This window comes from Lentzea waywayandensis (assembly GCF_900115955.1).
GTDB lineage: Bacteria > Actinomycetota > Actinomycetes > Mycobacteriales > Pseudonocardiaceae > Lentzea > Lentzea waywayandensis.
On the sequence record NZ_FOYL01000007.1, the window covers coordinates 103,056 to 114,834 of the forward strand.

The window sequence follows — 11,779 nt, forward strand, 5'->3', positions numbered from 1 at the left end:
GTGGACACCACTCTGTTGAGGCAGCTCAACGACGACGTCTGGCACCCGTTCCCGCTCCTCTACGCACGGCTGGACGCGCCGGCGTTCCTGGACCTGTACTCGCCGGAGCTGATCCGCGCGGGCGGCCCGGCGAAACAGGTGTTCGGGTTCGCCGAGTACGCGGACCAGACGGAGAAGTGGTTCGCAGATCTCGCTGACCGTGGCAGCTCGGTGAGCATCGCGTTCCGGTTCGTCGAGCGCATCGCGGCGAACGACGTCGCGAGCGAGCGCGGCGTCTTCCAGCTCGTGTCGACGCGTGCGGATGGCGACGGGCGCACGTTCTATGGCCGCTTCCACACGTATTCGCGACGTATTGACGGACGGTGGCGCATCTGCGTCGACTACGACACCGATGAGCGGTCAGCGACGCTGGAGGAGGAGTTTCTCGCCGCTGCCGACGTCAACGACGTCGACGCGTTCAAGGAGTGACCAGGGTCCGATGCCGAGTGGCGGTGTTCTTAACTACGCTCGTCCGCAAATGGACACCACCACCTCTCGCCGCGTGCCACTCGTCATGGGCATCGCCGTGCTCGTGCTGCTGCTGGACCAGGCCACGAAGTTCTGGGCCGAGAGCGCGCTGACCGGCCGCGCGCCCATTCCCGTTCTCGGGGAGTTCCTGCAGTTCAGGCTCCTCTACAACCCCGGCGCCGCGTTCTCGATCGGTGCAGGCTCGACGTGGATCTTCACCATCGTCGCGGCCGTCGCGGTCGTGATGCTCGCCCGGTACGGCATGCAGCCGCAGTCGAAGCTGCGGGCGATCGCGCTCGCGTTGATGCTGGGCGGCGCGACGACGCACCTGCTCGACCGGTTGTTCCGGCCGCCGGGCTTCGCGCGCGGGCACGTCGTCGACTTCATCGACTACAACGGCTGGTTCGTCGGCAACGTCGCGGACATCGCGCTGGTCGGCGGTGCGATCCTGCTCGTGCTGCTGAGCTTCACCCCGACGAAGCAACCTGCTTCGTGAGCGTGTCGGCCCGGCGGGTCGTCTCGGGCAGCCGGTAGCGCGGCGCTAGGCGCAGCACTTCGGCGCACGCCCGGTCCAGGTCGATCTTGTGCCCGACCGACACGAAGACGGGTTTCACGCCATCCTGCGTCCGCAGTGCTCTGCCGACGACCTCGTCGCCGTTGTCGCCGTCCATGACGAGGTCGCTCATCGATCCGCGTGTGTGGCCTGGCTGTTCGAACGCGCCCATCGCGTTCTTCGCGACGCCGATGCTCGGGATGCCGGTGTGCACGCCGAGATGGCACGCCAGGCCGAACCGGCGCGGGTGCGCGAGGCCCTGACCGTCTGCAACCAACAGGTCGGGCGCGACGGTCACCTGATCGAGGGCGCGCAGCAGGACAGGCATCTCACGGAACGCGAAGAGCCCGGCAATATATGGGAAGTCCGTCGTGTCCTCGACGACGACCTCGTCGAGCACGACCAGCGTCTTTGCATCGAACACCACGCAGACGCCCGCAACTGTGTCATTGCTACGGTAGCCGACGTCCAGGCCTGCGACGGTGTCTATTCGCAGGTCAGGGGCGCTGGTGGTGATCACCTGGGTGCGCAGGCGTTCTTGTGTTGCTACGGCGGCGTCAATTCTCGGGTCATCCGTTCTGGGCCACTCCACGGGAGACAGTGTGCCGTGACGCGCCGTAGTGGGCAGCGAGTAGGTCGTCGCCGAAGTCACCTGAATGGCGACGCCAGACTGTGTGCACGTGGTTGGCCTCGTTGGCCGTGTTGTCGTATTCGATGAGCAGTTCCGGGCCCTGGACGCGGTAGTAGTGGCCCTCGCCTCGGCGTAGCGAGCCCTCCCACGAGAAATGCAGGCGATCTGGGTCGATCTGGGCGAACTCCTCGTCGGCCAGTTCGTACGCGAGCCGGTCGAGGTAGAAGCGGACGATGTCGGCGAGCAGCTCCGCGGCTGGTTTGCCGAGCTGGGCCGGGGTCACGCCGACCGGTTCGGACGGGCTGATTCGTGGTGCGTTGCCGGTGCGGATGTCGTGCGGCGCGGTGTCCGAGACGACGGCCAGGCGGCGGGCGGTCGGGCCCATGCGATCGAGGAGTTCGCGGGCGAGTTCCTCTTCCAGTCGCAGAGGCTGGCCTACGACGCGGCCGCGGTAGGTGACGCGGGCCGGGTTCGCGCCGAGGAAGAACGGTGTCGCGGAGACGCGGCCGTCCGCGACGACGACGTTCACAGACAGGTGGTGTCCTTCGACGCGCCAGCCCCACGGCTCATCGCTGCCGGGCGCACCGAAGAGCACGGTCCAAAAGTCGCCGTTGTGCCGGTCGCGACGCCCGCCTTCGCGGTGGTCGAGCACGTCTTCCAACGCCATCACCGCTGCGGCTTGTGCATAGGCGTGCGGGCTGAGCACGGTAGCCAGCATGCCGTGCACCGCCTTGCGCTGGTCCCGCCGGAGCTCACCGAGCGCGAGTCCTGGGCGTGTACCGGGTGTATACGCCCAGCGGTGCCTCAGGTCGTCGTCCGTGATCGCGCGAATCGAGTGTTCGCGCTGGTCACCGGCGAGCGAATTAATATATCGGTGCGTGGCGTCAGTGACGTCGTGCAGCATCACTCGAACTTATAGGCCTTGATGTCGACGTATCGATGCTCGACATGGGCGCACTTAGGTGTTAAAAACCTTACGTAATGAAGTTGCTACATGACGATGACGCCGTCTGGCGCGCCCTCGCGAACCCGCTGAGGCGCGCGATCCTCGACGTCCTGCGCACGGGACCGCGCACCACGGGAGAGCTGGTCGAGGAGTTGGAGACCAGCCGGCACGTCGTCATGCAGCACCTCGGTGTGCTTCGCGAGGCCGATCTGGTGCTCGTGGAGCCGCGGGGCCGGAAGCGGGTCAATCACCTGAATCCCGTGCCCATCCAGCAGATTCACCAGCGGTGGGTCGCGCATTACGAGGAGAACTGGGCAGCGGCGCTGGTCGGCCTGAAGTTCACGGTCGAGAGCGCCGAACAGGAGGATGAGGACGTTGGCTGAACCCGGCACCGAGCTGTTGCACAGCATCGTGATCGCCGCGCCCATCGAGAAGGTCTGGGCGGAGATCACCAAACTCGACGGCAAGCAGCGCGCCATGATGGACGCGGTGCTCGACTCCGCGCTCGAGCCCGGCGCGCCGTTGTACTACCGGTCGACCGATGGGAAGCGGGTCTTCGTCGTCGGCCGCGTCGTCGAGGTGGACCCGCCGCGGCTGCTCTCCCACACGCAGCGGCTCACCATGCGCGACGACCCGTGGACCGTCGTCTCGTGGGAGCTCGAAGAGATCGACGGCGGCACTCGCGTCACGCTGCGCAACTCCGGTTGGCCCGAGGGCGTCAAGCGGCTCGACAAGGTCGACACCACCTGGAAGGGCATCCTCGCCGCGCTCAAGCAGGTCGTGGAGTCCGGCGATGTCGGCGCGGGCCTGAGGTTCCAGTACGCGATGATGCGCGCCTTCATGTGGGCGATGCCGGCGGGCACCAAGACCGAGAACGTTCCCGAACCGCCCGGCATCGACCAGGCCGTCTAGAACGTGAAACCTGGTTTAGCAATGAGTCTTTTGACGTCGTCGTCCAAAGACTCATTGCTAAGTGGCAGGTCAGGTGGGACGCGGGAAGTAATATATTGGCTGGTCAGGCGTGGCAGGCGATGGGGCCGCCGTGGAGTTCCATCATGTCCATCCAGACGCGAGGGAGTTCGAGGCGTTCGGAGAGGGGCTTGCCGTCGAGTTCGTGGTAGGCGCGGTGGAGGTTGCCGACCAGGCGTTCGGACTCCTGCCACGACGAGAAGCGCGACTCCCCTGCCTCGCGGACGACCTCCATCGGGGTCTTGGCGGCGGCGTGGCCGGACGTGGCGAGCTCCGAAAGATAGGTCGTGTAGGCGACCAGGTCGTCCAGGACGCGGTTGATCTCGGAGCCCTCCAGTAGCGGACCGTGACCGGGGACGACTACGGCGGCGTCGAACGAGCGCAGGAACTCGAGTGCCGACAGGTAGCCGTGGATGCTGCCCTCGGCGAGGAACGGCTGGCCGCCCGCGAAGACCAGGTCGCCGGTGAACAGGACACGTTCGGCCGGCAGCCACACGACGGTGTCGCCGCGGGTGTGTGCCGGGCCGGGGTGGTGCAGTTCGACCACGCGTGTGCCCAGGTGCAGGGTCAGGGACGTGGCGTAGGTGAGCGACGGCGGGCGGACCTCGATGTGGCCGTAGTCCGGGCCGGTCAGGACCTGCGCGGCGAGCAGGCCGGCGGTGAGCACCTCTTCGCGGCACGCGTCGTGGCCGACGATCGTGGTCGACGGTGGCATCAGCCAGTTGCCGAAGGTGTGGTCGCCGTGGTGGTGGGTGTTGATCACGTAGCGGGGTTCGGCCGGGCACACCGACGCCACCGAGGCGAGCAACGCGCGGTTGCGTGCCTCGGTGGACGTGGTGTCGACGAGCAGCAGCGTGTCGTCGGAGCCGACGACGACGCCGGTGTTGTTGATCATCCAGGACCCGTCGGGCTGGATGTAGGCGTGGACTCCTGGTGCGACCTGCACCAGTTCTGGGACGAGTCCGGGCTGACCAGGAGAAGGTTTCACCCGATCAAGCGTAGTGAGGTCCTGGAGATCCGACGGGGGTCAGCCTTGGGCGATGTAGGCCTGCAGCTGGTCCTGCGACTGTTCGAGCTGCCCGATCCGGCTCTTCACCACGTCGCCGATGCTGACGATCCCGACCAACTCGCCGTTGGACAGCACAGGTACGTGACGGAAGCGCCGCTCGGTCATCACGACCGTGAGGCTGTCCACCGTGTCCGACGGCGAACACGTGAAGACGTCGGCGGTCATGATCGCCGACACGGGTGAAGACAGCAGGTCAATGCCTACTTCGTGCAGCCGGCGCACCACGTCGCGCTCCGACACGATCCCCGCGACGCCGGAAGAGCCGACGACGACGATCGCACCGATGTTGTGCTCGGCGAGCGCTCTGAGCAGTTCGGACACCGGAACGTCCGGGTCGATTGTGGCGACGGCTGTTCCCTTGGCCCGCAAAACGTCAGCGATCCTCATCTGGCGCCTCCGATCCTGTCGGTCCGGTAGCAACTCAGGCTAGATCGGATCCGGACAGAACGGGAGATCGAACCCACGAAGAGAGCAGGGGACGCGTTCGCTCGAACGCGTCCCCTGCTGGTGTCGCGCCTGGTTCGGCGTCGGCTACGCGGTTCCTCCGCGGCGACGGGTCGCGAACTGGCGCGGCTGGACCAACGGCGCACGCAGCTGTGGCTGCTGGAAGTGCGTGTTCGGGTCCTGCTTGCCCCGCTTCTGCGCACGACGCGCGGCGCGGTTGCCCGGCTCGGGCTGGGGTTGGGTGGTGTCAGGCATGCGAAAGCCTCCTCGCGAAGAGGGCGTGCAAAGGGCACGGCGAGAAACGGCCGTGAGAGATGGACCCGCTCATGGGTCACCGGAGGCGCGCGACGACGAGGTCGCGAGGGCAGCGTCAAGAGCGCTGCGGGGCTTCATCAGATGAGGCGCATGTCCGCAACGTTAGCGACGCCGTCGCCGCACGCCAACCGAATTAATCCGGGGATCTAGCCCCGTGCGCGAGCGGCTGCCGCGCCGGCGCCGAACATCACGAGGATGACGGTCACCACCGCCCACTTGCGGGACTTGGTCAGCGGCGTGGTCTCGGGATCGGCCGCGAGTTCCTGGCGGGGCTCGGTCCGCTGACGCGCGGCACGGACCGGCACCGGTTGCGGCGCAACGGAAGACGGCGGGGTCGTGGCGACCGGAGGCTGTCGCACGACCGGCACGGGCGCCGGGGCCGGAGCAGGAGGGACGCCAGGGGCGGGAGGCGGCGGGGGCGGCACCTCGGGGCGTGGGGCGGGAGGTTCGACGCGGGGCGGCATCGGGTTCGGCAGGCAACCCGCCGCGTCGATCAGGCCCATCTGCGGACCGGTCGAGAGCTCCACCGCCGTGGTGCCCGTGGCGCGATAGACGCGGCTGTAACCGTTGTAGCCGTTGTTAATGGCGTAGACGGTGCCGGCGGCGTCGATCAGCACGGCGCCGTAGGTGGACTTGCCGGGCAGGCCCGCGATCTCCGTCCTGCTCAGCACGCGCCCCGTCACCGGATCGAACGACACGACCTCGCCCGGTCCCCACCCCGCGGCCGACACCCCGGTCAGCTTGCCGGTCGCCGGATCGGCGGTGAAGTCGTCGAGCGTGAGAGCGGGCCAGTCCAGCACGACGGTTCGCACGATCTTGAGGTACGACGGGCTGGCCGGGTCGATGTCGACGGCGTGCAGCCGGGCGGTGTCGCGCACGTAGAACGTGGTGCCGACGACCGCTCCCGCCGACACGTCGTCGGTGCGGAACCAGTGCGCGTCAACAGGTCCGAGGTCGTTGACCACGCCCTTGGTGTCGATCAGCACGACGTGCGAGGGGTTCTTCCACCAGTGATGACCCTTGGACGTGAGACCGACCAGACGGCCCAACGTCGCCGAGTACCCCAGCGCGTTCACCGCGTAGTCCAGGCGGGCTACTTCTGTCACCCCACCGGATGAGACGTCCACTTTCGTGAACGTCGAAAAGTCTCCACGATGGGATGAACGTACTTGATAAGCGTCACAGTTCGGCAGTGCGGCCTGAGCAACGGCGCTGGTGAACGGCGCGGAAAGCATCAACAGGGACGAGACCCCACCCAGCGCGAGCATATTCCGCCGCCACCGGAATGGAGTAGCCCAATACGACAACCGGGTATCACTGCTGTTGCCGCGCATTCCCACCTGACCATTACTCGTTAACCAGACCGTGCTGTACCGGTCACAGTAGACCGTGGTCTAATCCCACACCAGAAAGGAGCCGAATTGAGCATTTACTTCAGCGGCACGCTCTGGGTTCTCGGTGCCGCGGTCATCTCCGCCGTTCTCGTCGTCATCACCCGCCGGTTCGGCTCGGAGGAAGTGAGCGAGAAGAACCTCGGCGCGGGCGGCTCGGTGTTCAGCATCGTCGCCGGCCTGCACGCGGTGCTGGCCGCCTTCATCCTGATCTCCCTGTTCGACGCGGCCAACGGCGCGGAGGAACAGGTGCAGAAAGAGGCGAACTCCCTCGTCGCCGTCAACTGGGCCTCGGACTCGCTGCCCGAGCCCGCGAAGACCAAGGTCGACGAACTGATCCGCGACTACGTGACGACCGTCGTCCACGACGAGTGGCCCCGCATGCGCGACGGCGAGAGCGTCGACGACGAGGGCTGGACGAGGTTGAACCAGATCAGGGACACGATCGCGGCGGCGGCGCCGGACGGCGACTGGCAGCAGGACCGCAAGGCCGAGGCCGCGAACCAGCTGTGGGAGGTCTACCAGGCCAGGCAGGAACGCCTGGACGCGGCGGACAACGGGGTCAACCCGGTCGTGTGGCTCGCGCTGCTGATCGGCACCGGTCTCTCGCTGCTGTTCCCGTACCTGTTCCGCGGGCCGACCCTGACCTCACAGCTGCTGATCACCATCACGCTGACCTCGACGCTGGTCCTGCTGCTGTTCGCGATCTACCAGCTCCAGAATCCGTTCAGCGGTGGCGTGCTCATCCCGTCGGACGCGTTCAGCTCCGCACTGGACCGGCTCAGCTAGCGCGAATCGGACTTTCCGTCGGCTTCCTCGATCTGCACGGACAGCACCTCGCCGTCGATGACCTTCGGCAATGCATCCGTCTGAGCGAAGTAGCGATTTGCGAATGCGCCGACCGCTCTGGTAGAGGCGGCGTCGATGCCTCCACCGATGACGCCGCCCAGCAGCGGAACACCCTTCGCCGCGACGGTGCCGAGTTTCTTTGTACCGTATTTTGTAATGAGGGCCGACGCGGCCTTCTTGGTGAACTGCTTGATGCCGACCTTCTTGAACAGCTCGGTTCCGGCATTGCCGAGCAGGCACAGCAGGATGGCCATCTGCACCTCGTCGCTATCCACGTCGTGGCCGCGCAACGACGCGATGGACGCGATGAGGTGCGTCTGAATGACGTACGTGGCCGCGATGTTGGACGGCAGCGACACCGGAAGCGTGATCAGGCCGCCGAGGTTCGTGACGAAGCCCTGGGCACCCGCCAGCGCGACGTGCGTGCGGATGAGGTGCTTGATCGCGTCGGTCTCGTCGCCCTTCTTGACGAGCGCGTCGGACGCGGACTCGCGGGCGCTCTTGAACGGGCCGAAGCCGTCGACGCCGGCGCGCAGCAGGTAATCGGCGATGCCCTGCTGGACCTTGTTCAGCTCACCCTTGGACTCAGCCACAATCCCGACATTACGCGTTCGGTTGCCGCTATGAGACGTCAACAGGCTGTTCCAGCAGAACCGCTCCTGTGCCGCCGTCGACGGTGATCCGCTCGCCGGTCTTGATCCTCGTCACGGCCTCGCGCACGCCCACGACCGCCGGAATGCCGTACTCCCGCGCCACGACCGCGCCGTGCGAGTTCGCGCCGCCCATCTCCATCACCAGACCACCCGCCGTCAGGAACAGCGGTGTCCACCCAGGATCGGTCGACGGAGCCACGAGGATCTCGCCGGGTTCGAGATGCGCGCCGACCGGATCCATGACGACGCGCGCGATACCGGTGATCGTGCCCGCCGACGCCGGTGTGCCGACGAGATCGCCCTCCACCGGGGCGCCGTGGTGCACGGCTTCGGGTTCCGTACCGTCCGACAGCAGCACGCGCGGGATGTGCCTGCGTCGCATCTCGCGGCCGTAGACCTCACGGCGCTCAGCCACGAGAGAGCGCAGATCTCCTTGCGGAGAGCGCATTTCCTCGAAGTTCAGGAAGAACACGTCGTCTGTGGTGTCGAGGCGGTCGGCCGCGACGAGCTGGGCACCGATGTCGGCGACGCGCTTCCGCAACGCGCCGAACAACGTGATGATCAGGTACTTCGGGTACTCCCGCAGGCCGGCGAGCAACCTGGTGCGGCGCAACGCGAAGCGCACGAACCAGCCACGTCCCCAGGCGCGCCGGGCGAGTGTGTCGATCATCGCCTCGGCTTCGGCGGCGCCGCGGGCGAAGACCACGTCCGGATGGGCCTGGTCCCCTTGCAGGCGCAGGAAGTTCTTCACGACGCCGATGACGTGCGCCGGGTCATCGGACCACCGCGGCAGGCCGAGGTCGATCTCGGCGACGGCGCGGTGGCCCCATCGCGCGAGGAACCGGTCAAGCGCGGCAGGGCGTTCACCGTTCTGGAACTGCCGTAGCGCGACGGGATCGTGGCGGATCTCCTGCGCCATGTCCCACATCGCCATGTCCATCTCGGTGGTGATGTTGTTCGGCAGGCCGCGCAGCACGGTCTGCAGCTCCCCCGGCCTGGTCTTCACGATCTTGCCGACCAGGCCGAGCATCGCGAACCCGATCAGCGCGGTGGGCGCGAGCCGGGGCAGCACGGGCACGACGCACTGTTGCAGCGCCTGCTCGATCGGGAGGGCCGCGGACTTCTCCAGAACCTCGCGCTCCAGCAACAACGCGTTCCGCACGGCCTTCTCGGGGTTCGCCAGCGCCTTCATCGCCGTCACGGGCACGCGGAACCGGCGAGCCAGCCGGAGAACGCGCTTGAGCGCCGGCGTGGGCGAGGAGTTCCTGATCGCGAATCTCGGGTCGTCGAACAGTCCGCGCAGCACCTCGGAGGAGCGTGCTTCCATCACACCGAGCAGGCGCGTGACGAACTCGCGGCCCACCTTGCTCTGCAAGACCTTGGTGGCGTCGAAGAAGATGCGCTCGCCGTTCTCCACATAGGACTGGCTCTTCGGGTCGCCGATCACGATCTCGAAGGCGGACTTGGCGATCTCCCGGAACGCTGCGCGCCCCATCGGCGTGATCGGGCGTTCGAGACCCTGCGCGAGGCTGAAGCAGAAGTAGACGTGCGCCTTGCCGTCCGGGTTGTCCGGCAACGGGAACAGCGTCGTGATCGGGCGCGCCTGAGTGAGGTGCAGGTCGCCGTCGTCGTCGATAGCCCATTCGGTGTCCTGCGGCGACCCGTAGTGCTGCTGCACCTTGCGGCCCAGGACCGCGAGCGCGTGGATCTGCCCGTCCGTGAGGCATTGTTCGTCGCTCTCGCCGACCTCGACGTGCTCGGTGCCACCGCCGGGCAGCGAGCGGATGACGAACTTCTTGTCCCCCAGCCGTTTCTCGACGATCTCGCCGCCGTCGACGACGAAGTGGTCGGGGTTGACCGCGCCGGACACCACGGCCTCACCGAGGCCGGGGCTCGCGTCGATGACGATCTGGTCGCGCGTGCCGGTGACCGGGTTCGCCGTGAACATCACGCCGGACACCGCGGACTGCACCATCCGTTGCACGACAACGGCCAGGTAGGTCGTGGTGTGGTCGATGCCGTTCGTGTCCCGGTAGCTGACCGCGCGGTCCGTCCACAGCGAGGCCCAGCACCGGCGTACCGCGTCGACCACCGCGTCCTCACCGACGACGTTGAGGAACGTGTCCTGCTGGCCCGCGAAGCTCGCGAACGGCAGGTCCTCGGCCGTGGCGCTGGACCGCACGGCGACGGCAACGTCGTCGCCGAGTACGCGGTACTCGGCGACGATCGCGTCCCGGATCTCTTGCGGCACAGCGGTTTCCAGCAACGTCCTGCGGGCGTTCTCCGGAGTGGTGCTCGCCAGCTCGTCGGCCTGCGCGACGGCGCGGTAGGCGTCCGTGGTGACGCAGAAGCCCTGCGGCACCGGCAGGCCGGCCCTGGTGAGCTCGCCGAGATTCGCGGCCTTGCCGCCCACGATGGCGAGCATCGTGCCGTCGATGGACTTGAAGTCGATCGTGAGCGCCATGGCTACCCCTTCAGGTTCTGCTGAAGAGGAGGTTACGAGCAATCGACCAGAAACTCAACACGTGATGAATAAATCACCCTGCCGAGGTCAAAGCTCCTGATCAGAGCGGCTCACCCAGTCCGGAAGGGGTTCACGCTCCCGGCGCCACTGCTCCGGCGGGCTCGCGACGATGCCGCCGACGATCGCGGCCGTGGTGTCGACGTCGCCACCCGCCCTGACGCACGCCGTGATGGCGGCGTGGTAGTCGCCGAGGTGGTGGGCCGCGACCCAGAGCGTGAACGGCACGGTGTCCTGCGCCGTCACGCGCGAGCCGTTGCCCAGGACGTACGCGGCCTCCTCGGCGTTGCCGATCTTGCGCGCCTTCTCGATCCCCTTGCGCACGAACGAGTCTTCGAGGTGGTCGAGCACCGTCCCGAGCAGATCACGTGGTGGCGCACCGGTCAGCCGTGCCCTGGCGGCGACGGCCGACGCGTGCGCCACCGCGAGGCCGCCCATGACGCCCTCTGGATGCTGGTGCGTCACCTCGCTGGCCCGAATCGCTTGCGTCGTAACGGTTTGAGGGTCATCGGCGAAGTACGCGCCCAGCGGTGCGATCCGCATCGCGGCGCCGTTGCCGCACGAACCCTGCCCGTCGAACGCGCTGGAGGCCGCCTCTTTCCACGGCGTGCCTTGGCGAATCTTGCGCAGGATGGTGAAAGCCCCCGCGCCGTAACCTCGGTAGGGCTCGCAGCGATCGGCGAACGTCGCCGCGAGCCGGGTTCGGTCGACGTCGCCGTGATCACGAAGCTCGGCGACGAGGTTGCAGGCCATTTCGGTGTCGTCGGTCCACTCCCACGGACCCCGTGGCGGCTTGCCGGCCACGAGGTCGGGCAACGAGCGGCCGACCATGAAGAACTGTGCGCCCAGAGCGTCGCCGACGGAGAGTCCGTCGAGCGAGGCGTATGCGAGGTCCAGGCGCGCACGAGTGTGCAGAACAATGCGCATCACC

The 11,779-nt window shown here is 67.3% G+C and carries 14 protein-coding genes; 5 read left to right on the forward strand and 9 right to left on the reverse strand.

Translation table 11 applies throughout. From position 1 onward, the window contains the following. The gene (locus tag BM417_RS25925) at nt 1-468 is read left to right on the forward strand and encodes a YybH family protein (RefSeq protein WP_177320602.1); all 468 of its coding nucleotides are present in this window, start codon (nt 1-3) and stop codon (nt 466-468) included. Between the two features lie 49 nt (nt 469-517). Next, entirely contained in the window at nt 518-1,003 is a 486-nt protein-coding gene (lspA, locus tag BM417_RS25930) for a signal peptidase II (RefSeq protein ID WP_093599644.1), read from the forward strand. Here lspA and BM417_RS25935 read toward each other — a convergent pair. Together BM417_RS25935 and BM417_RS25940 are read right to left on the reverse strand one after the other, a co-directional pair. Next, complete coding sequence (locus BM417_RS25935; RefSeq protein WP_322788988.1) at nt 975-1,712, reverse strand: endonuclease V; 738 nt, start codon at nt 1,710-1,712, stop codon at nt 975-977. The two genes, lspA and BM417_RS25935, sit on opposite strands and share 29 nt — an antisense overlap. Next, entirely contained in the window at nt 1,630-2,595 is a 966-nt protein-coding gene (locus BM417_RS25940; RefSeq protein WP_093600646.1) for a DUF3500 domain-containing protein, read from the reverse strand. Before BM417_RS25940 ends, BM417_RS25935 begins: the two co-directional genes overlap by 83 nt. Nucleotides 2,596-2,672: 77 nt before the next feature. Here BM417_RS25940 and BM417_RS25945 point away from each other — a divergent pair, with 77 nt between their 5' ends. Together BM417_RS25945 and BM417_RS25950 are read left to right on the forward strand one after the other, a co-directional pair. Further along, entirely contained in the window at nt 2,673-3,020 is a 348-nt protein-coding gene (locus BM417_RS25945; RefSeq protein ID WP_093599650.1) for an ArsR/SmtB family transcription factor, read from the forward strand. After that, complete coding sequence (locus BM417_RS25950) at nt 3,013-3,549, forward strand: SRPBCC domain-containing protein (protein ID WP_177320603.1); 537 nt, start codon at nt 3,013-3,015, stop codon at nt 3,547-3,549. Before BM417_RS25945 ends, BM417_RS25950 begins: the two co-directional genes overlap by 8 nt. A gap of 103 nt (nt 3,550-3,652) precedes the next feature. On the opposite strand, the gene BM417_RS25955 is transcribed toward BM417_RS25950, so the two are convergent. The 4 genes from BM417_RS25955 to BM417_RS46985 all read right to left on the reverse strand — a co-directional run bounded on the left by BM417_RS25955 (nt 3,653) and on the right by BM417_RS46985 (nt 6,540). Beyond that, on the reverse strand, nt 3,653-4,594 hold the full coding sequence (locus BM417_RS25955; RefSeq protein WP_245822173.1) for an MBL fold metallo-hydrolase: 942 nt from the start codon (nt 4,592-4,594) through the stop codon (nt 3,653-3,655). A 39-nt stretch (nt 4,595-4,633) separates the two neighbouring features. Then, nucleotides 4,634-5,062 carry a CBS domain-containing protein gene (locus BM417_RS25960; RefSeq protein ID WP_093599659.1) on the reverse strand — a complete coding sequence of 143 codons (429 nt, stop codon included), beginning with the start codon at nt 5,060-5,062 and terminating at the stop codon, nt 4,634-4,636. A 144-nt stretch (nt 5,063-5,206) separates the two neighbouring features. Further along, nucleotides 5,207-5,374, reverse strand: coding sequence for a hypothetical protein (locus tag BM417_RS47955; protein WP_177320604.1), 168 nt, complete (start codon nt 5,372-5,374; stop codon nt 5,207-5,209). Nucleotides 5,375-5,580: 206 nt separating this feature from the next. Then, nucleotides 5,581-6,540, reverse strand: coding sequence for a DUF6923 family protein (locus BM417_RS46985; RefSeq protein WP_143138802.1), 960 nt, complete (start codon nt 6,538-6,540; stop codon nt 5,581-5,583). A 315-nt stretch (nt 6,541-6,855) separates the two neighbouring features. Here BM417_RS46985 and BM417_RS25975 point away from each other — a divergent pair, with 315 nt between their 5' ends. After that, complete coding sequence (locus BM417_RS25975; protein WP_093599668.1) at nt 6,856-7,614, forward strand: bestrophin-like domain; 759 nt, start codon at nt 6,856-6,858, stop codon at nt 7,612-7,614. On the opposite strand, the gene BM417_RS25980 is transcribed toward BM417_RS25975, so the two are convergent. From BM417_RS25980 to BM417_RS25990, 3 genes are all read right to left on the reverse strand, one after another. Continuing rightward, a complete protein-coding gene (locus BM417_RS25980) occupies nt 7,611-8,309 on the reverse strand; it encodes an EcsC family protein (RefSeq protein ID WP_245822174.1) in 699 nt (232 codons plus the stop codon). The two genes, BM417_RS25975 and BM417_RS25980, sit on opposite strands and share 4 nt — an antisense overlap. Beyond that, nucleotides 8,296-10,791 carry a PEP/pyruvate-binding domain-containing protein gene (locus tag BM417_RS25985; RefSeq protein ID WP_093599674.1) on the reverse strand — a complete coding sequence of 832 codons (2,496 nt, stop codon included), beginning with the start codon at nt 10,789-10,791 and terminating at the stop codon, nt 8,296-8,298. The genes BM417_RS25980 and BM417_RS25985 overlap by 14 nt, the downstream gene beginning before the upstream one ends. Before the next feature lie 87 nt (nt 10,792-10,878). Then, nucleotides 10,879-11,775 (reverse strand): ADP-ribosylglycohydrolase family protein, encoded by an 897-nt coding sequence (locus BM417_RS25990; RefSeq protein WP_093599677.1) that lies wholly within the window; start codon nt 11,773-11,775, stop codon nt 10,879-10,881. Nucleotides 11,776-11,779 lie beyond the last annotated feature (4 nt).

Excerpts from the sequence above, each read along its gene's own strand:
- BM417_RS25985 (WP_093599674.1), bottom strand. The coding sequence starts at position 10,791 with ATGGCGCTCACGATCGACTTCAAGTCCATCGACGGCACGATGCTCGCC.
- lspA (WP_093599644.1), top strand. The coding sequence starts at position 518 with ATGGACACCACCACCTCTCGCCGCGTGCCACTCGTCATGGGCATCGCC.
- BM417_RS25990 (WP_093599677.1), bottom strand. The coding sequence starts at position 11,775 with ATGCGCATTGTTCTGCACACTCGTGCGCGCCTGGACCTCGCATACGCC.
- BM417_RS25940 (WP_093600646.1), bottom strand. The coding sequence starts at position 2,595 with ATGCTGCACGACGTCACTGACGCCACGCACCGATATATTAATTCGCTC.
- BM417_RS47955 (WP_177320604.1), bottom strand. The coding sequence starts at position 5,374 with ATGCCTGACACCACCCAACCCCAGCCCGAGCCGGGCAACCGCGCCGCG.
- BM417_RS25945 (WP_093599650.1), top strand. The coding sequence starts at position 2,673 with ATGAAGTTGCTACATGACGATGACGCCGTCTGGCGCGCCCTCGCGAAC.
- BM417_RS25960 (WP_093599659.1), bottom strand. The coding sequence starts at position 5,062 with ATGAGGATCGCTGACGTTTTGCGGGCCAAGGGAACAGCCGTCGCCACA.